This window comes from Nonomuraea coxensis DSM 45129 (assembly GCF_019397265.1).
Taxonomy (GTDB): Bacteria; Actinomycetota; Actinomycetes; order Streptosporangiales; family Streptosporangiaceae; genus Nonomuraea; species Nonomuraea coxensis.
Genome location: NZ_CP068985.1, coordinates 6,940,639 through 6,966,351, shown reverse-complemented (window position 1 = coordinate 6,966,351; position 25,713 = coordinate 6,940,639). Strand labels below are relative to the sequence as shown.

At 73.8% G+C, this 25,713-nt stretch carries 24 protein-coding genes; 9 read left to right on the top strand and 15 right to left on the bottom strand.

Going from position 1 to position 25,713, the window contains the following annotated elements; all coding sequences use genetic code 11:
* Positions 1-15: 15 nt before the first annotated feature.
* The 6 genes from Nocox_RS32635 to Nocox_RS32610 are packed head-to-tail and all read right to left on the bottom strand — an operon-like array spanning position 16 to position 6,338.
* Positions 16-1,665, bottom strand: a complete 1,650-nt coding sequence (locus Nocox_RS32635; RefSeq protein ID WP_033408580.1) for a serine/threonine-protein kinase — start codon at positions 1,663-1,665, stop codon at positions 16-18.
* 43 nt (positions 1,666-1,708) lie between these two features.
* On the bottom strand, positions 1,709-2,443 hold the full coding sequence (locus Nocox_RS32630; protein WP_020542067.1) for an HAD family hydrolase: 735 nt from the start codon (positions 2,441-2,443) through the stop codon (positions 1,709-1,711).
* The gene (locus tag Nocox_RS32625; RefSeq protein WP_020542068.1) at positions 2,433-3,521 is read right to left on the bottom strand and encodes an ABC transporter ATP-binding protein; all 1,089 of its coding nucleotides are present in this window, start codon (positions 3,519-3,521) and stop codon (positions 2,433-2,435) included. The genes Nocox_RS32630 and Nocox_RS32625 overlap by 11 nt, the downstream gene beginning before the upstream one ends.
* Complete coding sequence (locus Nocox_RS32620) at positions 3,518-4,375, bottom strand: ABC transporter permease (protein ID WP_020542069.1); 858 nt, start codon at positions 4,373-4,375, stop codon at positions 3,518-3,520. The genes Nocox_RS32625 and Nocox_RS32620 overlap by 4 nt, the downstream gene beginning before the upstream one ends.
* Entirely contained in the window at positions 4,363-5,187 is an 825-nt protein-coding gene (locus Nocox_RS32615) for an ABC transporter permease (protein ID WP_020542070.1), read from the bottom strand. Before Nocox_RS32615 ends, Nocox_RS32620 begins: the two co-directional genes overlap by 13 nt.
* Complete coding sequence (locus tag Nocox_RS32610; protein WP_020542071.1) at positions 5,184-6,338, bottom strand: ABC transporter substrate-binding protein; 1,155 nt, start codon at positions 6,336-6,338, stop codon at positions 5,184-5,186. Before Nocox_RS32610 ends, Nocox_RS32615 begins: the two co-directional genes overlap by 4 nt.
* Before the next feature lie 112 nt (positions 6,339-6,450).
* On the opposite strand from Nocox_RS32610, the gene Nocox_RS32605 reads away from it, so the two are divergent.
* From Nocox_RS32605 to Nocox_RS32595, 3 genes are read left to right on the top strand one after another with little or no spacing between them, the layout of a single operon-like run.
* Positions 6,451-7,218, top strand: coding sequence for a GntR family transcriptional regulator (locus Nocox_RS32605; RefSeq protein WP_020542072.1), 768 nt, complete (start codon positions 6,451-6,453; stop codon positions 7,216-7,218).
* Between the two features lie 59 nt (positions 7,219-7,277).
* Positions 7,278-7,544 (top strand): DUF6504 family protein, encoded by a 267-nt coding sequence (locus Nocox_RS32600; RefSeq protein ID WP_026214111.1) that lies wholly within the window; start codon positions 7,278-7,280, stop codon positions 7,542-7,544.
* Positions 7,544-11,224 (top strand): DNA polymerase III subunit alpha, encoded by a 3,681-nt coding sequence (locus Nocox_RS32595; protein WP_020542074.1) that lies wholly within the window; start codon positions 7,544-7,546, stop codon positions 11,222-11,224. The genes Nocox_RS32600 and Nocox_RS32595 overlap by 1 nt, the downstream gene beginning before the upstream one ends.
* 60 nt (positions 11,225-11,284) lie before the next feature.
* On the opposite strand, the gene Nocox_RS32590 is transcribed toward Nocox_RS32595, so the two are convergent.
* From Nocox_RS32590 to Nocox_RS32565, 6 genes are all read right to left on the bottom strand, one after another.
* The gene (locus Nocox_RS32590) at positions 11,285-11,968 is read right to left on the bottom strand and encodes a DUF4328 domain-containing protein (protein ID WP_157382924.1); all 684 of its coding nucleotides are present in this window, start codon (positions 11,966-11,968) and stop codon (positions 11,285-11,287) included.
* Between the two features lie 67 nt (positions 11,969-12,035).
* The gene (locus Nocox_RS32585) at positions 12,036-12,686 is read right to left on the bottom strand and encodes a response regulator (RefSeq protein ID WP_026214113.1); all 651 of its coding nucleotides are present in this window, start codon (positions 12,684-12,686) and stop codon (positions 12,036-12,038) included.
* A 9-nt stretch (positions 12,687-12,695) separates the two neighbouring features.
* Positions 12,696-13,190 carry a S26 family signal peptidase gene (locus tag Nocox_RS32580; RefSeq protein WP_020542077.1) on the bottom strand — a complete coding sequence of 165 codons (495 nt, stop codon included), beginning with the start codon at positions 13,188-13,190 and terminating at the stop codon, positions 12,696-12,698.
* A complete protein-coding gene (locus tag Nocox_RS32575; RefSeq protein ID WP_020542078.1) occupies positions 13,187-15,046 on the bottom strand; it encodes an ABC transporter ATP-binding protein in 1,860 nt (619 codons plus the stop codon). The genes Nocox_RS32580 and Nocox_RS32575 overlap by 4 nt, the downstream gene beginning before the upstream one ends.
* On the bottom strand, positions 15,043-15,594 hold the full coding sequence (locus tag Nocox_RS32570) for a TlpA disulfide reductase family protein (protein WP_020542079.1): 552 nt from the start codon (positions 15,592-15,594) through the stop codon (positions 15,043-15,045). The genes Nocox_RS32575 and Nocox_RS32570 overlap by 4 nt, the downstream gene beginning before the upstream one ends.
* 168 nt (positions 15,595-15,762) lie before the next feature.
* On the bottom strand, positions 15,763-15,966 hold the full coding sequence (locus tag Nocox_RS32565; RefSeq protein ID WP_020542080.1) for a hypothetical protein: 204 nt from the start codon (positions 15,964-15,966) through the stop codon (positions 15,763-15,765).
* 182 nt (positions 15,967-16,148) lie between these two features.
* On the opposite strand from Nocox_RS32565, the gene Nocox_RS32560 reads away from it, so the two are divergent.
* Both Nocox_RS32560 and Nocox_RS32555 read left to right on the top strand, forming a co-directional pair.
* A complete protein-coding gene (locus tag Nocox_RS32560; RefSeq protein WP_020542081.1) occupies positions 16,149-16,829 on the top strand; it encodes an ABC transporter ATP-binding protein in 681 nt (226 codons plus the stop codon).
* Positions 16,826-18,760: an FtsX-like permease family protein gene (locus tag Nocox_RS32555; protein ID WP_020542082.1), complete on the top strand. Its 1,935-nt coding sequence runs from the start codon at positions 16,826-16,828 to the stop codon at positions 18,758-18,760. Before Nocox_RS32560 ends, Nocox_RS32555 begins: the two co-directional genes overlap by 4 nt.
* A 5-nt stretch (positions 18,761-18,765) precedes the next feature.
* Here Nocox_RS32555 and Nocox_RS32550 read toward each other — a convergent pair whose 3' ends face one another.
* Complete coding sequence (locus Nocox_RS32550; protein ID WP_020542083.1) at positions 18,766-19,767, bottom strand: LLM class F420-dependent oxidoreductase; 1,002 nt, start codon at positions 19,765-19,767, stop codon at positions 18,766-18,768.
* Positions 19,768-19,849: 82 nt separating this feature from the next.
* Here Nocox_RS32550 and Nocox_RS32545 point away from each other — a divergent pair, with 82 nt between their 5' ends.
* The gene (locus tag Nocox_RS32545) at positions 19,850-21,280 is read left to right on the top strand and encodes a sulfatase family protein (protein WP_246649632.1); all 1,431 of its coding nucleotides are present in this window, start codon (positions 19,850-19,852) and stop codon (positions 21,278-21,280) included.
* On the opposite strand, the gene Nocox_RS32540 is transcribed toward Nocox_RS32545, so the two are convergent.
* Positions 21,274-21,975, bottom strand: a complete 702-nt coding sequence (locus Nocox_RS32540; RefSeq protein WP_020542085.1) for a FadR/GntR family transcriptional regulator — start codon at positions 21,973-21,975, stop codon at positions 21,274-21,276. The two genes, Nocox_RS32545 and Nocox_RS32540, sit on opposite strands and share 7 nt — an antisense overlap.
* 63 nt (positions 21,976-22,038) lie before the next feature.
* Here Nocox_RS32540 and Nocox_RS32535 point away from each other — a divergent pair, with 63 nt between their 5' ends.
* The 3 genes from Nocox_RS32535 to Nocox_RS32525 are packed head-to-tail and all read left to right on the top strand — an operon-like array spanning position 22,039 to position 24,711.
* Positions 22,039-22,770, top strand: coding sequence for a (Fe-S)-binding protein (locus Nocox_RS32535; RefSeq protein WP_020542086.1), 732 nt, complete (start codon positions 22,039-22,041; stop codon positions 22,768-22,770).
* On the top strand, positions 22,767-24,161 hold the full coding sequence (locus Nocox_RS32530) for a lactate utilization protein B (RefSeq protein ID WP_026214114.1): 1,395 nt from the start codon (positions 22,767-22,769) through the stop codon (positions 24,159-24,161). The genes Nocox_RS32535 and Nocox_RS32530 overlap by 4 nt, the downstream gene beginning before the upstream one ends.
* Positions 24,148-24,711: a LutC/YkgG family protein gene (locus Nocox_RS32525; protein WP_020542088.1), complete on the top strand. Its 564-nt coding sequence runs from the start codon at positions 24,148-24,150 to the stop codon at positions 24,709-24,711. The genes Nocox_RS32530 and Nocox_RS32525 overlap by 14 nt, the downstream gene beginning before the upstream one ends.
* Here Nocox_RS32525 and Nocox_RS32520 read toward each other — a convergent pair.
* Positions 24,701-25,711 carry a baeRF2 domain-containing protein gene (locus tag Nocox_RS32520; protein ID WP_020542089.1) on the bottom strand — a complete coding sequence of 337 codons (1,011 nt, stop codon included), beginning with the start codon at positions 25,709-25,711 and terminating at the stop codon, positions 24,701-24,703. The genes Nocox_RS32525 and Nocox_RS32520 overlap by 11 nt on opposite strands.
* Positions 25,712-25,713 lie beyond the last annotated feature (2 nt).

Here is a 25,713-nt window from a genome sequence, read left to right as displayed (position 1 = left end):
CCGAAGAGGTCCTGGTCAGGGGTCGGTCTTCTTGCCGCGCAGCTCGAAGTCGTCGAACGTCGTCTGCAGCAGCGACCCTTCGGCCTTGCTCGTACGCGCGAACAGCCCGAGCGACCCGTTGGCGAGCCCGTCCTGGTCCTCCACCCGGAGCACCCGGTCGTCGTTGACCCACATGGTCAGCCGCGCCGTCGTGTCCACCTGCTCGCACGCCACCACGATCCTGACCGGCCCGCCGGGCAGCCCGTCCACCTGCACGGGAGGGGCGAGGGTGCCGCCCGCGCCGGCCACGACCCGCCGGATCCTGGCCTTGCCCGCCGTGTCCAGCCCGAACTCGTAGTAGCCGTCGTCGTCGTTGCTGCGGCAGTAGACGCCGTACTCGCCGGTGCCCGACGCCTTCCTGACCTCGGCGGTGACGCCGATGACCACCGACGACGGCAGCATCGGCGTGGGCTTGGCCGTCGGGTTGGGCGTGGTCGTCGGCGTGGCGACGAGGAAGGGGACGGGGGCCTCCGCCCACCGCTCCTCGTAGCCGCTGCCCTGCTTGACGTCCAGCCCGTACGTCCCGTCCGTCCGGTATCCGTAGGAGGCGTCGGTGTTGGCGTCGTAGGTGCCGTTCCAGCCGCCGGAGGTCTGGGTGAAGTCCTCGGCGTACAGGACGCCGAGGTCGGGAGGGCCGCCGGGCGACAGCAGCGCCCACACCCCGACGGACGCGGCCACGAGCAGCGCGGCCCCGGCGGCGATCCCCGCGTACAGCTTGCCGCGCCGCGCCCCGTCCACCGGCTGCGGCAGGGTGGCGGAGCCCGGCCCGTACGGTCCGCCGGCGTGCTGCCAGGTCGCCTGCACCGTCCGCGTGGCCTGCTCCGGCCCGGCGGCCCGCCCGACGAGGTGGTCGAGGAGCTGCTGGGCGGTCGGCCGGGCGGCGGGGTCCTTGTGCAGCGCGGCCCTGACCAGCTCACGCATCCCCGGCTCGACGTCGTCGAGCACGGGCTCGGTGTTGAGCACCTGGTAGACGATGGCGGGCAGCGTGTCGCCGGGGAACGGCGCCCGCCCGCTCGCCGCGTACGCCACCAGGCACCCCCACGAGAACACGTCGCAGGCCGGCGAGACCGGCTCGCCCCGCAGCACCTCGGGCGCCATGTAGCGGGGCGTGCCGACCAGCTCGCCGGTGCCGGTGACGCCGCCGAGCGTGTCGAGCGCCCGCGCGATGCCGAAGTCGATCACGCGGGGGCCGACCGGCGACAGCAGCACGTTGGACGGCTTGAGGTCGCGGTGGACGACGCCGGCGGCGTGGATGGCGGTCAGCGCCGTCGCCACGCTCACGGCCAGCGCGTCGAGGCTGGAGCCGCGCAGCGGGCCGGACTCGCGTACGGCCTGCTCCAGGCTGGGGCCCGGGACGTACTCGGTGACGACGTAGAGCTGGTCGCCGTCGAGCGCCGCCTCCAGCACCGCCGCCGTGCAGAACCTGCGCACCCGGCGCGCGGCGTCGGCCTCCCTGCGGAAGCGCAGGCGGAACTGCTCGTGCTGGCTCAGCTCGGGGTTGATGACTTTGACGGCGACCCGCTGGCCGGCGGAGTCCTCGGCGAGATGGACCGTGCCCATGCCGCCCCGCCCCAGCACGCTCAGCACCCTGTAGCGCCCGATGTGGGAGGTTTCACCGTTGTTCACGCCGCGCAAGCTTACCGACACCCCGTTGATCGCGGGAGCATGCTCACAAGACCTCTCCCGGAAGCGGAAGCGGAAGCGGGAGCGGGAGCGGGAGCGGGAGCGGGAGCGGGGATGGTGGCGGGAGCGGTGGCGCGGCGAGGCAGGCGCGGATCCGGGCCAGCGACGGCGGCCCCTCCGGTCCCGCCACCAATACCCGGCACCCCGCGGCGGTGGCCGCCGCGACGCCCGCCGGGCTGTCCTCGACGGCCACGCAGCGCTGGGGGGCCGCGCCGAGCCGCCGGGCCGCCTCCAGGTACGGGTCGGGGTACGGCTTGCCGCGCGCCGTCTCCCCGTCGGTCACGACCAGGTGGAACGAGTGGCGCAGGCGGGGCAGCACCAGCTCGACCACGCGCCGCGGGGACGCGCTGACCAGGGCCGTCGGGATGGACGCGGCCGCGAGGCCGGCCAGGAGCTCGCGGGCGCCGGGCATCACCGGCACGCCGTCGCGGGCGAGCCGGTCGGCGAAGGCGTCCACCAGCCGCTCCGCCAGCGCGTCCACAGCCCCCGGCGCGGGGGAGGGGAGGAGGTGGGCGGCGACGTCGGCGGCGGTCCGGCCGCGTACGTGCGGCGCGTCGTCCGCGTCCAGCCGCCGCCCGAGCGACGCGGCGACCCCGGCCACCGCCCGCCACCACGCCCCCTCGGTGTCCACCAGCGTCCCGTCCAGGTCCAGCAGCACGGCCTCGGGGTCCGGCAGCACGGCGTCGGGGTCGGGCGGGACGGCGCCGGGGTCAGACGGCATCGGCGGCCACGACGGGGGCGGGCGCCGTGACCGTACGGGCCGCCACCAGCACGGGCCGCTCCACCAGCCGCACCGCGACCCGCGTCCCGGGCCCGAGCCGCACCGCCTCGTGGCCGGGCACGTCGGCCAGCACCTCGCCGCCGTCCACGGCGAGCCGGAGCCGTACGGAGGCGCCGCGGAAGGACGCCGCCAGCACCTCGGCGGGCCCGTCCTCGGCGGGCTCCACCTGGACCGCCTCCGGCCGGACCAGCACGTCCACGTCCGCGCCGCCGTCCGGGACGGGGCCGTCCACGGGCAGGTTCCGGCCGAGCACGCTCACCCGGTCGCCGCTGAGCCGCCCCGCGAGGTGGTTCATGGTGCCGACGAACTCCGCGACGAACGGTGTGGCGGGCCGGTCGTACACCTCGGCGGGCGCGCCCACCTGCTCCAGCCGCCCCTCCCGCAGGACCGCGACCCGGTCGGCGACCGACAGCGCCTCCTCCTGGTCGTGGGTGACGAAAACGGTGGTAATGCCGAGATCGAGCTGGAGCCGCCGGATCTCCTCGCGCAGGATGACCCTGACCTTGGCGTCCAGCGCCGACAGCGGCTCGTCGAGCAGCAGCACGCGCGGCTCCAGGGCGAGCGCGCGGGCCAGCGCGACCCGCTGCTGCTGGCCGCCGGAGAGCTGGTGGGGGTAGCGGTCGGCGTGCTGGGGCAGGCCGACCAGCTCCAGCAGCTCGTCCGCGCGGGCCCGCCGGGTGGCGGCCGGCACCTTGCGCACGCGCAGCCCGAAGGCGACGTTGTCGCGGGCGTTCAGGTTGGGGAACAGCGAGTACGACTGGAAGACCATCCCGGCGTCGCGCTTGTTGGCGGGCACGCGGGTGACGTCCTTGCCGTCCACGAGCACCGCGCCGGAGTCGGGCCGCTCGAACCCGGCCACGCACCGCAGCGCCGTCGTCTTGCCGCACCCGGACGGCCCGAGCAGGGCGACGAACTCGCCGGGCTCGATGAGCAGGTCGAGCCCGTCGAGCGCGACCGTCTTCCCGAACTCCCGCCGCAGCGCCCGGAATTCGACGGAGGCCGGAGCCGATGCGGTCATTGCCTTTTCTCCTTACCGAAGACGGTCGACACGGCCAGCAGGAGCAGCCAGATGATCAGCAGGCTCAGGATCGAGACGGCCACCGAGAGCTGGCCACGCGACCCGGACACGGTCACGATCCACACCGCGAACGGCTGGTAGCCCAGCAGGCTGGCGACGGTGTACTCGCCGAGGACGAGCGCGAGCGTCAGGAACGACGCGCTGGCGAGGGCCGAGCGCAGGTTGGGCACGACGACCCGGAGCAGCACGTACGGCCACGACGCCCCCAGGTTGCGCGCCGCCTCGACCAGCGTCCGCACGTCCATCGTGCGCAGCCCGGCGTCCAGCGACCGGTACACGAACGGCAGCACCAGCACCACGTACGCGAGCACCAGCACGATCGGGAACCCCGGGTCCTGCACCGCGATGATCGTGGCCCAGAACGGCGTCGGCGCCAGCAGCTCGGTGCCGTTCCGCAGCGCCGTGGACAGCCCCGCCACGAACGTGATGGGCGGCACCACCAGCGGCAGCGTGCACAGCACCTCCATGACCGGCCGCAGCCGCGGCGCGAACAGCCGCACGGCCAGCATCGCGGGCAGCGCCAGCAGCAGCACCACGGCGATCGTGGCCGCGGCGAGCCCCAGCGACAGCGTCAGCGAGCTCGCGAAGCCCTCGGCCGTCAGCAGCTCGGCGTAGGGCGCGAACGACACCCCGGAACCCGGCGAGGAGAGGGTGTACCAGAGCGAGGCGCCGAGCGGCACCAGGAAGTAGAGCCCGGCCACCAGGAACACCAGCCCGCGCCACACCCGCGGCCGGGCGGGCGCCTTCGCGGGGGCGGCGGTGGCGACGGGCTCCAGCCCGGTCAGTGCAGCCATCGCGAGGTCCTCCTCTGCAGCGGCAGGTAGATCGCCATGACCAGGCCGGCCACCACGATCATGTCGAGGCTGAGTGCCAGCGCGATGTTCTCGTAGCCGATCAGCACGTCGCCGGTGAGCGCGGCGGCGATCTTCAGGGTGACGAGCGGCACGACGGTGCCGACCATGGCGTTGGCGGTGGCGTACGCGGAGAAGGCCGAGCCGAACAGCAGCACCACCCCGCCCAGCATGGCCGGGGCCAGCACCGGCAGCGCCACGTAGCGCCAGTAGTGCCAGGCGGTGGCGCCGCTGTTGGCCGCCGCCTCCCGCCACTGCGGGCGCAGGCCGTCCAGCGCCGGCGCCATGGCGAGCACCATCAGCGGCACCGAGAAGTACAGGTAGACGACGGCGAGGCCCCAGAACGTGTACAGCGACCCGGACGGCAGCCCGACCAGCCCGCTGACCACGCCGGAGTTGCCGAGCGTGGCGATCCAGAAGAACGCCAGCGGCACCCCGCCGAAGTTGGCCAGCACGCCGGAGGCGGTCAGCACCGCCTCCCGCAGCAGCCGCGAGCGCGAGGTCACGACGGCGTAGGCGAGGAACGTGCCGAGCACGGCCCCCGCCAGCGCCACCACGGCCGACAGCTTCACGCTGCCGAGCAGGGCGGTCAGGTAACCGCCCTGGAGGCTCAGCGCCAGGTTGGCCGTGCTGGGCCGCCCCTCCGCGGTGAACGCCCCCGCCACCAGCACGACGGCGGGGACGCCGAAGACGAGCGCGAAGAACGTCAGCAGGGGCAGCGCGCCCAGCCAGCCGCTCGACCGGGGTCGGCTCATCCGGAGATCGCGGCGTCCCAGCCGCTGGCCAGCTTGGCCTTGGCCGCGTCGACCTGCTCGGTGGTGGGGAAGGTCGGCTCGCCCTCCACCTTGGGCAGCTTGTCGGCCAGCGCCTGGTCGGCGGTGCCGTCGGCGGTCATGGCGGGCAGCAGCACGGGACGGGCGAAGCCCTTGAGGAACAGGTTCTGGCCCTCGGCGCTGTAGAGGTACTCCTGCCACAGGCGGGCGGCGGCCGGGTGCGGGGCGTCCTTGTTGATCGCCTGGGCGTACATCTGGAAGTACTTGCCGTCGGAGGGGATGTTGACCTGCCAGTCGATGCCCTTGCCGGCCATCTGGGGGGCGTAGGCGGCGTTGTTGTAGTCCCAGTCGATGCTGATCTGGGTCTCGCCCTTCTCGATGGTGGCCGGGGTGGTCTCGACCGGGTTGTAGTTGCCGGTGTCCTTGAGCTTCTTGAAGAAGTCGATGCCGGGCTGGATGTCGTCGAACGAGCCGCCGTTGGCGAGGGCGGCGGCGTACACGCCGGCGAAGGCGGAGCCCGCCTTGGTCGGGTTGCCGTTCATCGCGACCTTGCCCTTGTACTCGGGCTTCAGCAGGTCCTGGAAGCTGGCAGGGCAGGTGGTGATCTTCTTGGCGTCGCAGCCGATGGACACGTAGCCGCCGTAGTCGTTGACCCAGAGGCCGGTCGGCTCCTTCTGGCCCTCGGGGATCTTGTCGAACGTCTGCACCTTGTACGGCGCGAACAGCCCCTCGGCCGCGCCGCTGAGCGCGAACGACTGGCCGAGGTCGAGCACGTCGGGGGCGCGGTCCTGGCCCTTGCGGGTCTTGACGGCGTTGATCTCGTCGGCGCTGGACGCGTCGGGGGTCTCGCTCTCGATCTTGATGCCGTACTTGGCCTGGAACTTCTCGATGATCTCGCCGTAGTTGGCCCAGTCCGGAGGCAGGGCGATGACGTGGAGCGCGCCCTCCTTCTTGGCGGCCTCGACGAGCTTGTCCAGCCCGCCGAAGTCGGCGGCGGAGGTGGCGGTGGCGGCGTTCACCCCGCCCTGTGACGCCCCGGTGGTCTGCTGGGTGCCGGGGGCGGCGCCGCAGGCCGCGGTGGCGAGTGCGAAAATCGCGGCGATTCCGGCCGCTCGGGCGCGAGAGGTGAACACGACGCCTCCATTGTGCAGGGGGTATGGCATGAAACTAGGGGAACTTGTACAAACAAGCGAGCACCAGTAAGTCGCATGAACGTTGCTCTTTCATGAACGGGGAGGGGCGGGTGTGGCTGCGCGCTATGAACTGATCGCTGATGACCTGCGGGAAGGCATCATCTCCGGCGCGTACCCGGTCGGCTCGCAGCTCCCCAGCGAGGCCGAGCTGGCCCGGCGGCACGGCGCGGCGCGCGGCACGGTGCGCCAGGCGGTGGCGGTGCTCGCCGCCGAGGGGCTGGTGGGCTCCCGGCAGGGCGCCCGGCGCATCGTGCTCGGCGCGGCGCGCAGCCAGAGCTTCGCCGAGCTGCACAGCTTCGCGCAGTGGGCGCGCGCGGGCGGCCACCGCTTCGGCGGCCAGGTGATCGAGCAGCGCCGCCGCCCCGCGAGCTCCGCCGAGTCGGCGCGGCTCGGCGGCGGCGAGGTGCTGGAGGTGCTGCGGCTGCGCACGCTGGAGGGCGAGCCGGTGCTGGTCGAGCGGACGGTGTACGCCGCCTGGGTGGCCCCCGCCGTCGAGGCGCTGCCCGGCGACTGCGAGTCGGTCACCCAGGCCCTGTACGACGCCGCCGGGCTCGTGTGCGCCTACGGCGAGCACCTCATCGACGCGGTGGCCGCGGGCGCCCAGGACGCCCGCCTGCTGGGGGTGCGCCGCGGCAGCCCGCTGCTGCGCCAGCGCCGCACCACGACGACCCACGAGGGCAGGCCCGTGGAGTCCTCCGACGACCGTTACCGGGCGGGCAGCGTGGCTTTCAGCATCCGCAACTCGATCGGCGCGAACCCGCTCGTGCGGCAGGCGATCGACTTGCGTTCCGCGTCCGGAGAACATATGTTCGAGTCATAAGCGCCCGCCTTCCCCCGGGTGGCTCACGAACACGACCAGAGCCGCGTGGGAGAAGCGTCTTGAGCAGACTCTATGGCGATCCGATAGAGGTGTGGACGAGGGACGGGGAGCCGATCCAGTTCGTCTGGCGCGACCGGCTCTACCTCGTCCGCCGCGTCCTCGACCACTGGGTGGTCGCGCGCGAGTGGTGGAAGACCAGCGAGGGAGATCCGGGCGAGCGCCGGTTCTGGCGCGTGGACGCCGGCCCCGGCCGCGAGGTGGGCTCCTACGAGCTGCGCTACGACACCGCCGCCAACGGCTGGCTGCTGCTGAGGGCGTGGGACTGATGGCGCCGCCGTTCCCGCACCTCCACGTGTGCTCCGCCTACTCCATGCGCTACGGCACCGCCTTCCCGCAGGCCCTCGCCCGGCGCGCCGCCGAGCACGGCATGGACATCCTGGCCCTGACCGACCGCGACGGGCTCTACGGCGCCGTCAAGCACGTCCAGGCGTGCGCCGACGCCGGGATCGCGCCGGTCGTCGGGGTCGACCTGGCGCTCGACGCCCCGCCGGCCGCTCCGGCGCCCGGCCTGCGCGCCGAGCGGCCCCGCACCGGCCCCGAGGCCGAGGACCGCGTCACCGTGCTGGCCCGCGGCGAGGGCTGGTCGCGCCTGGCGCGCCTGGTCACCGCCGCCCACCGGGCCGGCGAGCGCGGCCGGCCGAAGGTGACCCGCGAGCTGGTCGGCGCATGGGCGGGCGAGCCCGGCGGCGAGCACGGGTTCGGGGCCGACGACGGGCTCGTGGTGCTGCTCGGCCCCCGTTCCGACGTGGGCCGCGCGGTGGCCGCGCGGCGCGACGAGCACGCGAGGACGCTGCTCGGCCTGTGGCGGGCCGCGGTGCCCGCCGTGGTGATCGAGCTGGTCGACCAGTACGGCTTCCGCGACGCGACCACCGCCGTGCGCATGCTCGGCCTGGCCGAGTCCATGGGCGTGCCCGCCGTGCTCACCAACGCGGTGCGCTACCTCGACCCGGCCGACCACCAGGTGGGCGACGTGCTCGACGCGGCCCGCCAGCTCGTCCCCCTGCACCCGCGCCACCTCGACCGCACGACCTCGCACGCCTACCTCAAGAGCACCAAGGAGATGTGGCAGGTGGCGGCCAAGGTCTGCGGCGCCGACCGGACGCGGGTGGGGCGGCTGCTGCTCACCACCCGCCGGCTGGCCGAGGCGTGCGCGATGGACCCGCTGCGGCTGCTCGCGCTCCGCAACGACCCGCCCGACCTGCACCTGCCCGAGATCGGCCGGGACCCGGTGCCGCTGCTGCGCCACCGCGTCGAGGACGGCCTGCTCCGGCGCGGCCTCGGCCGCGACGCCGACGCGCGGCGGCGGCTCGGCGAGGAGATGACGATCATCGAGCGCAAGCGCCTGTCCGGCTACTTCGTCGCGGTGGCCGGCATCACCGACATGATCCGCGGCATGGGCGTGCGCTGCGCCATCCGCGGCTCGGGCGCAGGCAGCCTGGTCAACTACCTCATCGGCATCGGCGAGGTCAACCCGCTCGACCACGGCCTGCTCATGGAGCGGTTCCTGTCCGAGGGGCGCGTCGGGCTGCCCGACATCGACGTGGACGTCGAGTCCGCCCGCCGCCTCGACTGCTACAAGGCGATCTTCGACCGCTACGGCGAGGACCGCGTGGCCTGCGTGTCCATGATGGAGACCTACCGGGCGCGCAGCGCCATCCGCGACGTCGCCGGAGCCATGGGCCTGCCGCCGCACGAGATCGACGCGATCGCCAAGGCGTTCCCGCACGTCAGGGCCAGGCAGATCACCGCCTCGCTCGCCGACCTGCCGGAGCTGCGCGGCAGCAGGCTCGGCGACGCCGGGCTGGACCGGGTGTTCCGTCTCGCCGAACGGCTCGACGGGCTGCCCAGGCACATCGCGCTGCACCCGTGCGGGGTGCTCGTCGGCAACTCCGGGCTCCTCGACCGGACGCCGGTCGAACGCAGCCTGCTGGAGTTCCCGATGTCGCAGTTCGACAAGGACGACGTGGAGGAGGCCGGGCTGCTCAAGCTGGACGTGCTGGGCGTGCGGATGCAGTCGGCGCTGGCGTACGCGCTGGGCGAGGTCAAGCGCGTGGACGGCGTCACCGTCGAGCTGGACGCCCAGCGCGGCGACGATCCAGCCGTCCAGCCAGCCGTCCAGCCAGACGTCCAGCCAGACGTCCAGTACGTCCCGCACGACGACCAGGAGACCTACGACATGATCTGCGCCGCCCGCACGATCGGGTGCTTCCAGATCGAGTCGCCCGGCCAGCGGGAGCTGGTGGCCAAGCTGGAGCCGCGCGCGATGCACGACCTGATCGTGGACATCTCGCTGTTCCGGCCGGGTCCGGTCAACTCCGACATGATCACCCCCTACCTGGAGGCCAGGCAGGGGTGGCGGCAGCCGCGCTACCCGCACGAGCGGCTGCGCGAGGCGCTGCGCGAGACGCACGGCGTCGTGGTGTTCCACGAGCAGGTCCTGAAGATCATCTCGGTGATGACCGGGCGCGACCTGTCCTTCGCCGAGCTGCTGCGGCGCACCCTCGGCACACCCGAGGGACGCGAACGGGTGCGCAAGACGTTCGTGCCCCTGGCGCGGGCCAACGGCTTCGACGACGCGGCCGTGGACCGGGCCTGGCGGGTGCTGGACGCGTTCGGCGGGTTCGGGTTCTGCAAGGCGCACGCGGCGGCGTTCGCGCTGCCCACCTACCAGTCGGCGTGGCTGAAGCGGCACCACGCGGCGGCGTTCTTCGCCGGGGTGCTCACGCACGACCCCGGCATGTACCCCTCGCGGGTCATCATCGACGAGGCCAGGCAGTGCGGGGTGAAGATCCTGCCGCTCGACGTCAACAAGTCCGGCAAGGACTGGCGGGTGGAGCGGCTCGGGCCGCGCGTGCCGGTGCGGGTGCGCCCCGACCGGCTCGCCGCCGGCTCACGGGAGGCGCAGCCGCGGCGGCGCGAGTTCCGTGCCGAGGACATCGGCAAGGGGTACGCGCTGCGGGTGCCGTTCTCGGCGGTCAAAGGGGTGAGCGAGGCCGAGGTCGAGCGGATGGTGGCCGGGCAGCCGTACACGTCGCTGGCCGACTTCTGGGACCGCGCCCGGCCCTCGCGGCCCGTCATCGAACGGATCGTCCAGGTCGGCGGCCTCGACGCGCTGCACGAGCTGCGTCCCGGCGGGCCGCGCTGGAAGCCCGGCGAGCTGACCCGGCGCGACCTGATCGCCAGGATCGGCGCGCTCGAACGGTCGTCGGCCAGCGGCGTCCAGGCCGGGCCGCGCGCCTCCAAGCGCTACGCCCGCACCGCCACCCGCGTCGCGGAACCCCAGCCTTCGGCGCAGCTCCCGCTGGGCTTCACCGAGCACCTGCCGCCCGGCGAACTGCCCGAGATGACCGAGGCGGAGATGGTCGAGGCCGAGCTGGAGATCCTCGGCATCGACGTCAGCAGGCACGTCATCAGCTTCCACGCCGAGCTGCTCGACCTGCTCGGCGTGGTACGCGCCCGCGACCTGCTGCGCCGGCGCAACGGGTCCGAGGTGCTGGTCGCCGGGGTCAAGGTGGCCACGCAGACGCCCGCGGTGCGCTCCGGGCAGCGGGTCATCTTCACCACCCTGGAGGACTCCACCGGGCCGATCGACCTGACCTTCTTCGAGTCGGTCCAGGGACACTGCGCCGCGACCGTGTTCGGGGCGTGGCTCATGCTGGCCAAGGGGGTGGTGCGGCGCACGGGGGTGCGGGCGGTGTCGCTGCGGGCCGTCGACTGCTGGGACCTCGCCGACCTGGACGGCCTGTGGCGCTCACAGGGCATCGACGCGGTCCGCGACCTGCTCAGCCGTACGCCGGAGGAGCCGGCGGGCGTGGGCGGGCGGCGCATCGAGTACCCGAACGGCTTCCGGCTGTCGCCGTACTCCGACCTCGCGCCGGCCGTCGCCTCCCCGCCCCGCCGCCTCTGGCACGCCAGCCCCGGCAGCTCCGGCCCCACCGCCGCCTGACCCCACCCACCCAAGGACCACGCCTTGTCCGGGGCTGCGATGTGCAGAGGGGGCGACGGGTCACATGGGGTGGCTGAGGGGGGTGGAGTCGGGGGCGGGGCCGGCGGAGAGGGTGCGGAGGGAGGAGAGGGGGGAGCGGGCGGCGCGCTGGAGGCGGGTCAGCTCGCGGACCGTGCCCGCGCAGAGGGCCGCGGCGACCGCCGCGCACAGCAGCTCCGGCATCCCCACCCCGGTCAGCCCCCCGGACGCGGAGTCGAGCGGCAGCCGGATCGTGACCATCGCGAGCATGGCCAGCCAGCTCAGCCACCACCCGGCCAGCAGCGCCAGCCACCGCCCGCGCCGCCCCGAGGGCGGGCGGGCGCCGCGCCAGACCTCGTCGAGGAGCACCGCCGGGGCCACCAGGTTGACGCCGGGGATCAGCCAGGCCGCCGCCACCGGCGCGGTCGCCGCCGACCGGTCGTTGGCCTGCCTGGCCCGTACGAGCCACGTCGCGTACGCGGCCCCCGCCGCGACCGAGGTGCCCGCGACCAGCATGATCAGCACCGCGAACACGGTCACCGCGCCCACGACCGCCTCCGCGGCGGCCCCCTGGGGCCGTCCGCCGAACGCGGCGAGCTGGGCGGCGAGCTCCCGCCCGCGGACCTGCTCGAAGATCACCAATGCGGCGAGGGAGAGGACCTGCGCGGCGAGCGTGACGTAGACGGCGGAAGCGGCTCTGGTGGGCGGTGCCTGCGTGTAGCGCACGATGTTCTCCCCCCGGGCCATGCGCTGTCGTTCTGATTCACTTGTATCCCGCAGGCCCTGCCGTTAATCAGCTCACCACGCCGGATTCCCACGCCCAAGCAGCGATTTCGACCCGGTTGCGTACGCCGAGTTTGGCGAAGATGCTTCCCAGGTGCGTCTTGACGGTCGACAGTGACACGAACAGCTCGGCGGCCACCTCCTGGTTGGTACGCCCCCGCGCGATCAGCCGCACCACGTCCAGCTCGCGCTCGGTGAGCGGGTCGTTCATGGGCGGCGGCGCGGCCCGCCGGGGCTGGGCCAGGTGCTGCAGCAGCCGTACGGTGACCGACGGCGACACCAGCGCGTCCCCGGCCGCGGCCGCCCGCACCGCCTCGATGAGCAGCGTGGGCCCGCTGTCCTTGAGCAGGAAGCCGGTGGCGCCGGAGCGCAGCGCGCCGTAGACGTACTCGTCCAGGTCGAACGTGGTGACGATGACGACCCGCAGCGGGTTCTCCACGCCCGGGCCGGCCAGGATCCTGGTCACCTCGATCCCGTCGAGCTTGGGCATCCTGATGTCCAGGAGGCACACGTCGGGACGCAGCCGCCGCGCCTCCGCCACCGCCTCCGCCCCGTCGGCCACCGCCGCGACGACCTCCATGTCCGGTTGCGCGTCCAAAATCATCTGGAAGCCGGTACGTACCAGTTGCTGGTCGTCGGCGATGAGAACCCGAATAGTCACGGCCCAACTCTAGAGAGAGTCGTGACGAGTTCCGCGGCCTCCGGCGGCCGGCGGGGAGGCGGCGCCGAAGCGGCGGGTCACCACGCCCAGGAGCCGCCCGGGGGTCATGTACCCGGCCTGGCGGGAGTCGTACGACCGGCTGGGGTTGTCGCCGAGGACGACGAGGTGGCCGGGCGGCACGGCGGGGTCGGTCACCGAGCGCAGGGCCGGGCACTCCTCCCGGGGCACCGGATCGCCGGGCACCGCGAGGACGCGCTTGAGCAGCCAGTGCCCGCGCTCGTCAGGTGGCGCCACGTCCGGCGGGGCGGCGGCCACGACCACCACCTGCCCGGGCCGTACCGCGGCGACGGGCACCCGCCTGATCAGGACCCGGTCCCCGTCGCGGTACGTGGGCGACATGCTGAGGCCGCGCACGGTGATCAGCACGTAGCGGCGGCGCAGCCACAGCGCACCGGCGACGGCCCCGGCCCCGAGCCCCGCCGCCACGAGCACCGCGGAGATCACGGCAGGTCCACCGGGGCGGACGCGGCGTACCCGGCGGCCTGGAGGGCGAACATCCGCGCGTAGGGGCCGCCCGCCTCCATCAGGGAGTCGTGGTCGCCCTGTTCGACGATCCGCCCGTCGGCCAGTCCGACGATGAGGTCGGCGTCGCGCACGGCGCCGAGCCGGTGCGTGATGAGCAGGGTGGTGCCGCCCCGCCGCAGCTCCCGCAGCCGCGTGTGGATGTCGTGCTCGGCCTCGGCGTCCAGCCCCGCGCTCGGCTCGTCGAGGATCATCAGGTCGCGGTCGCCGCGCAGGAAGGCCCTGGCGAGCGCGACCCGCTGCCACTGCCCGCCGGACAGCATGACCCCGGCCTGCGGGTCCTCCTCGGCGGACGTGGCGGCGAAGGTGCGGGTGAGCAGCGTGCCGTACCCCTGCGGCAGGCCCGCCAGCACGTCGTGCACCCCGGCGCGGCGGGCCGCCTCCTCGATCCTGGCCGGGGCGTCGGCCGCCGCGAGGTCGCCGACGGCCACGTTGTCGGCGGCGCTGAAGTCGTAGGCGACGAAGTCCTGGAAGGCGGCGCTGATCCGGGCGCGCAGTTCGGCGGCCGGGACGTCCCGGATGTCCACCCCGTCCCAGAGAATCGCCCCCCGTGTCGGGTCGTAGAACCGGCACAGCAGCTTGACCAGCGTGCTCTTGCCGGCGCCGTTGCGCCCGACGAGCGCCACCGAACAGCCGTGCGGGACGCGCAGGCTGACGCCGCGCAGCACCCATGGGTGGTCGTCGCTGTAGCGGAACCAGACGTCGCGCAGCTCGATGCCGTGCCGCAGCGGCGGCAGGGCACGGGGCGCGGCGGGTTCCGGCAGGTCGGGGCCACTCCTGATGATCGCGGTGTAGTGGCCGAACAGCAGCAGCAGCCGGTGCGCCGACGCCGTGGCGGCCACCGAGCCGCCGAGACAGCTCTGCACGCCCGCGACCGCGGCGACGAAGATGGAGACGTCGCCGACGGTGAACCGTCCCTGGGCGGCGCCGGCCAGCAGCCAGATCAGCCCGCCGCCGGAGACGGCCGCCGCCAGCAGGGTGAGCGCCCCCTGAGCGGCCAGCTCCTTGCGGTCCATCGCGCGACGGGCCGCGTTGGCGGCGCCGAGCTGGGCGTTCATCCGGCCGCGCAGGAAGGGGCCGAGTCCGAACAGCCGCACCTCCTTGGCCGCCTCGGCCGAGGAGAGCAGGCCCCCGTAGAAGAACTGCCACCGCTCGGCGGGCTCGATCCGCAGCATCATGTCCGCCCGCCGCCGCGAGACGCGCAGCTCCACCAGCAGCGCGGGGATCGCGGACAGCAGCACGACGGCGGTGAAGAGCGGGCTGATCAGCGCCAGCGACACGACGAACCCGGCGAGGGTGACGGAGTCCCGCGCCAGCGCGAGCAGCGCGCCGGTGATCTGCCCCGGCGACTGGGCGCTGTGCTGGGCGAGCCGCAGCCGGTCGAGGAACGCCGGATCCTCGAACCTGCGCAGTCCGGCGCAGCGCTCCAGCGCCCCGAACAGCTCGTCCTGGGCGCGCAGCCCCACCCGCCGGTCGGCCTCGCCCTGGAGGTACTGGCCGAGCTGCGGCAGGATCGCGCCCACCACGCCGGCGCAGGCCAGCCCGACGGCCAGGCCCACCACCGCGCCGGACGGGCCGGGCGCGACGATCCGGTCGAGCACGGACTTGGTCAGCCAGGCCATCGCGACCGGCACGGCGCCGCCGGCCAGGGTGGCCGCGCCCACGCCCGCGAGCTGCCCCGGCGCGGACCGCCAGGCGAGCCGGGCCGCCTCGCCCGCGCTCGCCGGCAGCGACCGCCACCCCTGCGCCGCGGCCCCGGCGAAGGGCCGCTCGCTCACGCCTCGGCCGGGACCAGGAACCGGGCGCTGTCGGAGTCCACCACCCGCACCACGCCCTCGGCGTCGACCAGGCAGAACGTCGGGAAGGCGGAGATCTGGAACGCCTCGGCCAGCGACCCCTCGCCGCCGTGGTCCAGGACGACCCGCGCGGCCGGCTCCAGCAGCCGGGTCATCGCCGCGGCCTCGTCGCCGCCGTCGCCCGCCACGACGGCCAGGACCTGCTGCCGGTCGAGGGCGTTCTCCCGTACCAGCTCGGCGAACGCCGGCGCCTTCTCCTTGCAGGGGCCGCACGTCGGGCTGAAGAAGGCGACCACGGTCTCGCCGCTCAGCAGGGCCCGGGCGACCGGCTCGCCGTCGGTGGTCGTGGCGGCGAACTCGCCGACCGTCTTGCCCAGCATGCGTGCGGGATCGCTCGTGCCGACGGTGTTGAGCAGCCCTTCCAGCTGGGTGGTGTGCTCCCGGAGCCTGCGGACGACGCCGAACGTCAGGAGCAGATCCAGGAGGCACAGCGCCCCGACCAGGATCACTGCGGCGACCAGGATGGCCATGGAGAGTCCCTCCCCGCGCCCTGTCACCGCCGAGGGCGGGGGGCGCGAACGATTCGATCAGGTCGTCGATCCGGATCAGCAGCACCGCGACCAGCCCGGCGAGCGTCGCGTCGGCCCTGGGACGCAGGGCCGACGCGATGGCGGATCGCCAGGTAGGTCGCGGTTCGGTCAGCAGCAGGCCGACGCGGTGTGGCACTGCAGGCAGTTGCCGCCGGCCGTGCAGTCGGTGCAGCGGTAGCAGCGTGTGCAGTTCTTGCAGGAGTAGGGAGGGCTGTAGCTGCAGTTGCAGGTGCAGCTTCCGGCGGCGGCTTCGGCCTTCGGCACCAGCCAGCCGAGCATCTGGTCGCTGAGTTTCTGGATGAGTGAGACCAAGGATGACTCCTTCAGCTCGTCCCCTGGGGCGGGGGGATCACCCGAAGTATGCGGTCGCCGTGCTTCGCGATCAAGAGGAAAATTCTGGTCCGTTCGGCGTCACGGTTATCGGCCGTTCGGCCGAGACGGGATGGCCGCACGGCCGATCCGGCGGGTACGGGCCCGCCGGGAGGCTGAGAGGCATGAACGACGTGCTGGTGGGACGGGCCCTGGTGAAGCGGTTCGGGCAGACGGTCGCCCTCGGCGGGGTGGACATCGCGGTGCGGGGCGGCGAGGCCGTGGCGATCATGGGGCCGAGCGGGTCGGGCAAGTCCACCCTGCTCCACTGCCTGGCCGGCATCATGCGGCCGGACGAGGGCGAGGTGCACCTGCTGGGGCAGCGCATCGACAGGATGGGGGAGCGCGGCCGCAGCGCGCTGCGGCGCACCCGCTTCGGCTTCGTCTTCCAGTTCGGCCAGCTCCTGCCCGAGCTGCCGGCCGAGGAGAACGTGGCCCTGCCGCTCATGCTGGGCGGCGTGCCCCGGCAGCGGGCGGTCCGGCAGGCCCGCGAGTGGTTCGCGCCGCTCGGCCTGCCGGGCATGGAGACGCGGCGGCCGGGCGAGCTGTCCGGCGGGCAGGCGCAGCGGGTGGCCATCGCGAGGGCGCTGGTGACCAGGCCGGCGGTGGTGTTCGCCGACGAGCCGACCGGGGCGCTCGACCAGCGGACCGGGCAGGACACGATGCGGCTCCTGGTCGAGGCGACCCGGCACAACGACGCCTCGCTGATCGTCGTCACCCACGACCCGAACGTGGCCGCCTGGTGCGACCGCACCGTGGAGGTCCGCGACGGCCGCCTCGTGACGATGAGCGGAGCGACGGCGTGAACCTGGACCTGACGTGGCGGCTGCTCAAGGGCGGCGGGCGCAAGGGGCTCCTGGGCGTCTGGCTGACGATGGGGGCCGTCGCCGTGTCCACGGCGCTGCTGCTGTTCGCCGTGGCCGCGAACCTGGCCTTCGACGCCCGCGCCGAGCGCGGCGCCTGGCGCAACCCGGTGCCGGCCGCCCAGGGCGCGGTCGCCATCGAGGCGTCCCGCTTCGACTACGTACGCGACCAGGTGATCACCGTCGTGGACCTGGCCGCGCTCCGGCCGGACGCCCCTCCGCCGCCCGGCCTGCCGCGCTTCCCGAAGCCGGGGGAGACGTGGCTGTCGCCCGCGCTCGCGGAGCTGGCCCGCGAGCTGCCGCCCGCCGAGCTGGGCGATCGTCATCCGCGCCGGGCGGGCGTCCTGGGGGACGAGGCCCTGGTGCATCCCGGTGAGCTGGTCGCGGTCGTCGGCCACGCGCCGGACGCGCCGGCGATGACCGCGGAGCGCAGTGACGACTGGATCGTGGGCAAGCCGCCGGTCCGGGTCGCGAGCCTCGCGGGGACGCCGAGCGAGGACGCGGAGGCGTACAAGGTGCTCGCGGTCATCGCGAGCGTGCTCATGGTCGTGCCGCTGCTGGTGTTCGGGGGCGCGGCGGCCCGGCTCACGGTGGCCAGGCGGGACCGGCGGCTGGCCGCGCTCCGGCTGGTCGGCGCGACGCCGGGGCAGGTGGTGCGGATGACGGTGGCCGAGGCGGTGCTCGTGGCGCTGGCCGGCGCGCTGGCGGGGGCGGTGGCGTTCGCGCTGGCCGTGCCGCTGCTGGCGCGGATCGAGATCCAGGGCGGCGCCTGGTTCGCCGGTGACCTGTTCCCCGGCCTGGCGGCGCTGGCCGGGGTGCTGGTGGCGGTGCCGCTGCTGGTGGGGCTGTCGGCGGTCGCGGGGCTGCGCCGGGTCGTGGTGAGCCCGCTCGGCGTGGCCAGGCGCGAGACGCCGCCCGGCATGCGTTTCGTCCGGGTGCTCGCGCTGCTCGCGGTGCTGGCCGCGTTCCCGATCCTGACCCAGGGGACCAGCGTGGCGATCGTGGCCGTGGCGCTGGCGCTCGCGTTCCTGTGCCTGAACCTGGCCGGGCCATGGGTGGTGGGCCTCATCGGCCGGATCACGGCGGGCACGGCGCGCGGCCCCGCCCGGCTGCTGGCCGGGCGCAGGCTGGTGGACGATCCGCGCTCGGCCTGGCGGACGGTGAGCGGGGTGGCGCTGACCGGGTTCGTGGCGGGCTTCCTCGGCCTGCTGAGCCCGGGCGCGTTCGCGGGGGAGAGCGGGCCGCTCCAGCTCCGCGTCCTCGCGCCCGCCGGGCAGGCCGAGCAGGTGGCCGGGCAGGCCCGCGAGCGGCTGGCGGCGGCGGAGGTGCCCGCCGCGGTCACGGTCGTCAAGCGGACCGTCGTCGCCGCGCCGTCGGGCCCGCTCGACGCCGCGGCCCTGGACCGGGCGCGTACGGCGCTCGCCGGGCTCGTCCCCGGGCGGACCCCGACGACCGAGGCCGACGAGGGGCGCTTCGGTGAGCAGATCCTGCTCGACGTGCGGGTGGGCACGATCGTGGTGCTGTCGGTGTCGTTCCTGGTGGCGATCGCGAGCGCGGGCATCACGGCCGCCTCGTCGGTCCTCGACCGGCGGCAGACGTACGGGCTGCTGCGGCTGGCCGGGACGCCTCTGGAGGTGCTGGACCGGGCCAGGCGGGCCGAGACGCTGATCCCGCTGGGGGTGATGGGCGGCGGCGCGATCCTGGTGGGGGCGTTCTGCGCGACGCCGTTCATGATCGGCGGGATCAGCGTGGCGGGGGTCGTCACGCTGACGGTCTGCGTGGTGCTCGGGTTCGCCGGGGTGCTCGGGGCGGGGGCGCTGAGCCGGCCGCTGCTGAGGTCGGTCACGGCCGACCCGGCGCCCCGCCCGGACTGACGCGACTAACCGAGGACCAGGTCGCGGACCAGCTTCAGCGTGGGCTCGTCGCGCGGGCCCATGACGAGCAGGCTCGTCACCGGGCTCTTGCGCCACAGCTCCAGGCGCTCCTTGATGCGGCCGGGCGGGCCGACGAGCGAGATGCCGTCGGCCAGCTCGTCGGGGATCGCCAGGAACGCCTCGTCCTTGCGCCCGGCCAGGTAGAGCGACTGGATGTGCTCGGCGGCCTCGGCGTAGCCCATGCGGCCGATGATGTCGGCGTGGAAGTTGCGGTGCCGGGCGCCCATGCCGCCGATGTAGAGGGCGAGCATGAGCTTCACGCCGTCGAGGGCGGCCCGTACGTCGTCGGAGACGACCACCGTCACCATGGCGGCCACGTCGAAGCCCGCGGGCGCGCCGGCGAGCGCGCCGCCGTACATCTCCTCGATCTTCTCGGGGAAGGCGAACAGCGGCAGCCAGCCCTGGGCGACCTCGGCGGCGAGCGCGACGTTCTTGGGGCCCTCCGCGCCCAGGTAGACGGGGATGTCGGGGCGCAGCGGGTGGGTGATGAGCTTGAGCGGCTTGCCGAGGCCGTCCGGCAGCGGCAGCGGGTAGTGGGGGCCGTCGCCGGTGACCGGCTCCTCGCGGCGCCAGACCTTGCGCATGATCTCGACGTACTCGCGGGTCCTGGCGAGGGGCCTGGCGAACGGCTGGCCGTACCAGCCCTCGACCACCTGCGGGCCCGAGGCGCCCACGCCGAGCAGCAGCCGGCCGCCGGTCAGGTGGTCGAGGGTCATGGCCGTCATGGCGGTCGTCACCGGCGGCCTGGCCGACAACTGGGCGACCGACGTGCCGAGCTTGATGCGGCTGGTCCGCGCGCCGTACCAGGCGAGCGGGGTGAACGCGTCGCTGCCGTACGCCTCCGCCGTCCACACCGAGTCGTAGCCGAGGCGCTCGGCGGCCAGCACGGATGCGGTCGCGTCGTCGGCGTTGCGCTGCCAGTAGCCCAACTGGAGCCCGAGCTTCATGTGACACCTCCGGAATGAAGTTCTATTACCCCTGGGCGGGGGCCGGGTGTCAATGGAGGATCCCCCGGGGAAGTCACAGTCCGTGGTCAAAGGTCTCTGTCGCGTAGCCTGCGTCCTGCTCCTGCTGCTCCCCGCGGCCGAGCCTCTGGTCGCCGCGAGCGCGTCGCGGCCGAACATCGTCCTCATCGTCACGGACGACCTGGAGGCGGGCACGCTGGCGTACTTCCCGCAGATCACCCGGCACCTGGTGCGCCAGGGCGCCACCTTCGACCGGTTCTTCGTGACGAACTCCTGGTGCTGCCCGTCGCGGGCGTCGATCCTGCGCTCCCAGTACGTCCACAGCCACGGCGTGCTGACCAACACCGCGCCGGAGGGCGGCTTCGACCGGTTCCACACCCTCGGCCTGGAACGCTCCACGATCGGCACCTGGATGCGGGAGGCCGGCTACCGCACCGCGCTGATGGGCAAGTTCCTCAACCACTATCCGGGGCGCACCGCCACCGACACGTACGTGCCGCCCGGCTGGGACGAGTGGGCCGTCCCGGTCACCAACCTCTACGAGGAGTACGGCTACCGGCTCAACGAGAACGGCTCACTGACCGAGCACGGCTGGAGCCAGGAGGACTACCTGTCGGACGTGCTGGCCGAGAAGAGCCGGGAGTTCGTCAAGAGCTCGGGCAAGCCGTTCTTCCTCTACCTGGCGCCGATCGCGCCGCACAACCCGGCCAACCCCGCCTGGCGCCACGAGGAGGCGTTCCCGCACGTCACCGCGCCCCGGACGCCGTCGTTCAACCAGGCCGACGTCAGCCGCGAGCCGCTGTGGCTGCGCGGCAGGCTCCCGCTGTCCCAGGAGCAGATCGACGCCGTGGACCGCCGCCACCGCGCCAGGCTGCGCGCGATGCTCGGCGTGGACGACCTGGTCGGCGCCGTCGTCGACGCGCTGCGCGAGACCGGGCACCTCGACGACACCTACATCCTGTTCACCTCCGACAACGGCTTCCACCTCGGCACCCACCGGCTGCCGCAGGGCAAGACCACGCCGTACGAGGAGGCGATCAGGATCCCGCTGGTGGTGCGCGGGCCCGGCGTCCGGGCCGGATCGCGGATCGCCCAGATGGGCGCCACGGTGGACCTCGCGGCGACCGTCGCCGACCTGGGCGGGGCCACGCTGCCCCCGTTCGCGGAGGGGCGGTCGCTGAAGCCGCTGCTCAAGGGGTGCAAACCGGCGGTGTGGCGGCACAACGCGCTCATCGAGTTCAACCGGCCGACCAAGCGGTCCTCGGCCAGGCAGACGCCGGTGCCCGCCTACCAGGCGCTGCGCACCGAGCACCACACCTACGTCCGCTACGTCACCGGCGAGAAGCAGCTCTACGACCTGCGGACGGATCCGTACCAGTTGCAGAACCTCGCGGCCACGGCCGACGCCACGCTGCTGGCGAGCCTGGACGCCCGGCTGGACGCGATGGCGGCCTGCTCGGGCGCGACCTGCCGGCAGGCCGACGTGCGTCAGTGAGTGAACAGCTCGGGGTAGGCGTCGGCGAGGTGGTCCGACACGGCCGCGGCGGCCTCGCCGGGATCGCCCGCCTCGATCGCGGCCAGGATGCGCACGTGCCCGGCGCGCAGGACCGCGGTGTCGCCGAGGCGCTCGACCGCCTCGACCGAGAATCTGCGCATCGTGTCCCGGAGCGAGCGCATGACGGCGGAGACGAGCCGGTTGCCCGAGGCGTCCGCGAGCGCGCAGTGGAAGGCGGTGTCGTGCTCGACGAACTCCTCGGCGGTGCGCGCGCCGTCCATGCCGGCGAGGGCGGCGGCCAGCGCCTCGGCGCCGGTCCGGCCCGCGGCGGCGCGGGAGGCGGCCCACTGCTCGATCATGTGCCGGGTGTCGATGACCTCGCGCAGCTCCAGGGTGGCCAGGCCGAGGTGCAGCCGCAGCAGGCCGGTCATGGCCGAGTCGGGGCGGGCGATCAGCACCGCGCCCGCGTCGGGGCCGCGTCCGACCTGGGAGGAGACCACGCCCAGCGTCTCCAGCACGCGCATCGCCTCACGCACCGACGAGCGGCTGACGCCGAGCTGCTCGGCGAGCCGGCGCTCGGCGGGCAGGCGGTCGCCGGCCGTGAGGCCGTCCTCGGCGATGCGCCGCTCGATCTGCGCGAGAACGTCCTCGAACGTGCGCGTGCGCTTCACCGGCCCCCACCCGCTGCCGTCCACCGGGACCTCCCTGCTATGGTCTGACCATACTGTGGTCAGACCATACCTTTCGAGAGGAGAGACGTGCGAGTCGCCCTGTTCATCACGTGCGTGAACGACACGCTCTTCCCCGGCACCGGCAAGGCCGTGGTGTCCCTGCTGCGCAGGCTCGGCTGCGAGGTCGACTTCCCGGCCGCCCAGACGTGCTGCGGCCAGATGCACGTCAACACCGGCTACCGCGCGGAGGGTGTGCGCCTGGCCCGCCACTTCACCGAGGTGTTCGCCGGGTACGACGCCGTGGTGGCCCCGTCGGGGTCGTGCGCCGCCATGGTCCGCGAGCAGTACCCCAAGCTGGCCCGGCCGGGCAGCAAGGGGGCCGCGGCGATCGCCGAGGTCGCGCCCAGGGTGCACGAGCTGTCGGAGTTCCTGATCGACGTGCTGAAGGTCGAGGACGTGGGCGCGTACTTCCCGCACCGCGTCACCTACCACCCGACCTGCCACTCGCTGCGCGGCCTGCGCCTCGGCGACCGGCCCGCCCGGCTGCTGCGCAACGTGCGCGGCCTGGAGCTGGTGCCGCTGCCCGGCGCGGAGGAGTGCTGCGGCTTCGGCGGCACGTTCGCGGTGAAGAACCCGGCGGTCTCGGCGGCGATGGGCGCCGACAAGACCCGCAACATCATGGACACCGGGGCCGAGGTGCTGTGCGCGGCCGACAACTCGTGCCTCATGCACATCGGCGGCACGCTGAGCCGCCAGAAGACCGGCGTGCGGACGATGCACCTGGCGGAGATCCTGGCGTCCACGGAGGAGAGCCAATGAGCGCGACATTCCTCGGCATGCCCGGAAATTTCCCGAAGAACTCGCAGAAGGCCGTCCAGGACTCGCAACTCCGCTACAACCTTCGCAAGGCCACCCACACCATCCGCGGCAAGCGGGCCTCCGTCGTCGGCGAACTGCCCGACTGGGCGGAGCTGCGCGCCGCCGGCAAGGCCATCAAGGACCACACGCTGCGCAACCTCGACCGCTACCTGGTCCAGCTCGAACGGGCCGTCCAGGACGCGGGCGGCACCGTCCACTGGGCGCGCGACGCCGCCGAGGCCAACCGCATCGTCACCGCCCTGGTCAAGGCCACCGGCGAACGCGAGGTCGTCAAGGTCAAGTCGATGGCCACCCAGGAGATCGAGCTCAACCAGGCGCTGGCCGCCGAGGGCATCACCGCGTACGAGACCGACCTCGCCGAGCTGATCGTGCAGCTCGGCGACGACTTCCCCAGCCACATCCTGGTGCCCGCGATCCACCGCAACCGGTCGGAGATCCGCGAGATCTTCCTGGAGAAGATGCCGAAGACCCCGGAAGGGCTCACCGACGACCCGCCCGCGCTCGCCGAGGCCGCCCGGCTCCACCTGCGCGAACGTTTCCTGCGCAGCAAGGTCGCGATCTCCGGGGCCAACTTCATGGTGGCCGAGACCGGCACGCTGGTCGTGCTGGAGTCCGAGGGCAACGGCCGCATGTGCCTCACCCTGCCCGAGACGCTGATCAGCGTGGTGGGGATCGAGAAGCTCCTGCCTGCCTGGCGGGATCTGGAGGTGTTCCTCCAGCTCCTGCCCAGAAGCTCCACAGGCGAACGGATGAACCCGTACACCAGCATGTGGACCGGCGCCGTCGAGGGCCAGGACTTCCACCTCGTGCTGCTCGACAACGGCCGCACCGGCGTGCTCGCCGACGAGGTCGGCCGCCAGGCGCTGCGCTGCATCCGCTGCTCGGCCTGCCTCAACGTGTGCCCGGTCTACGAGCGGGCGGGCGGCCACGCCTACGGCTCCGTCTACCCGGGCCCGATCGGCGCGATCCTCACCCCGCAGCTGCGCGGCATGGGCTCCGAGCTGGACGCCTCGCTGCCGTACGCCTCCAGCCTGTGCGGCGCCTGCTACGACGTCTGCCCGGTCGCCATCGACATCCCCGAGGTCCTGGTGGACCTGCGCGCCAAGGCCCCGCACGCGGCGGCCGAGAAGGCCGGCATGAAGGTCGCCGGCTGGATACTCGACGACCACCGGCGGCTGGCCGCGGCCCAGCGGATCGCGGCCAAGGTGCGCGGGCTGGTGCCGAAGAAGCGGCTGCCCGGCCCGATGTCGGCCTGGACCGACACCCGGGACGTCCCGGAGATCCCGGAAGAATCGTTCAGAGACTGGTGGGAGCGGAATGAGCGCGCGTGAGGAGATCCTCGCCCGGATCGCCAGGGCCGTGGCGGGCGCCGAGGACGTCGAGATCCCCCGTGACTACCGCACCGAGGCCGCGACCGGCGACCTCGTCGGGCTGTTCGCCGAGCGGGTGGACGACTACCGGGCCGTGGTCCACGTCCTGCCGGCCGCCGAGGCCGCCGGCCTGGTCGCGGAGCGCGTCGCCGGCCGCCGCATGATCGTCCCCGACGGTTTCGACCTGGCGGGGCACGAGAGCTGGCCCGACCTGCACACCGCCGACGGGGTCGTCACCGGCTGCGCCGTCGCCGTCGCCGTGACCGGCACGATCGTCCTCGACCACGGCCCCGGCCAGGGCACCCGCGCCCAGACGCTGGTGCCCGACTACCACCTGTGCGTGGTGCGGGCCGGCCAGATCGTCTCCTCGGTGCCCGAGGCGATCGCCCGGCTCGACCCGTCCAGGCCGCTGACCTGGATCAGCGGCCCGTCGGCCACCAGCGACATCGAGCTCAGCCGGGTCGAGGGCGTCCACGGCCCCCGCACCCTCGAAGTGGTCATCAGTACCTGAGCACCGCCGCCACGTCCTTGACGGCGTCCGTGAACCACAGCTCGGCGTCCGTCATCGCGACGGCCCTGACCAGGGCGGCGTCCGCGCGCTCGCGCACCGGCTCGGCCACGCCCCAGTTCCGCAGCTCGCCCTGGTCGGTGTCGAGCTGGGTGCCGCCCTCGCCGATCCAGATCGGCTCCGGCCGCTCGCCGGGCAGCAGCAGCGCCTGCACCCGCCGGTCGCGCAGCGCCCGCGCCACCTGCGACAGGCCGACCGGCCCGCCGCTCTCCTGGTGGCGTTCCAGCAGCTCGGCGCGGCGGCGGTCGAGCCAGTCGTCGAGCGCGTGCTCGACGTCCTCCTCGAACTGGCCGTGGTCGGAACGGCTGCCGTGCTCGACCATCACCACCCGGTCGGTCGCCTTGGTGCCGAGGTGGCGCATCAGATACGAACGGGACTTCGGCTCGCCGGCCACGATGACCAGCTCGATGCCGAGGCGGCGTACCTGCTCGTCGATCTCGTGCGCGACCGCCTGCGCGTTCTGCTCCCAGGCGTTCTCGACGGACACCTCGTAGCGGCGCTGCGACCAGCCGCCCTGCGCGGTCTTCTGCAGCGGCCAGGTCGCGGCCTGCACCGTGCGCCGGCGCGGCGCCCCGCTCCCGTAGACCGTCAACTCCGCCCCCGCGTGGTCCACGATGACCCGCAGGTGCGGCACGTTCTCGCCGCGCTCCAGCAGCATCGGCGCGATGTTCGGCAGCGGGGACCAGGTGGCCCGCTCGTACGGCGGCCGCGACAACGGCTCGGCCAGCACCACCTCGCCGTGCGTGGCGAACAACGCCTGCCCGGCGGCCGCCCGCTCGGCCCGCTCCGCCAGCGCCGCGACGGTCGCGGGATCCGCCCCGTCGAGCGAGTCACGCACGCTGTGCCAGTGCGTCTCACGCTCCGGGCCGGTCAGCGCCCCCAGGTACACGGAGGCGTACGGCCCACGCCGCTCGTACAGCGGCCGGATGAAGTCGAGGCGCACCC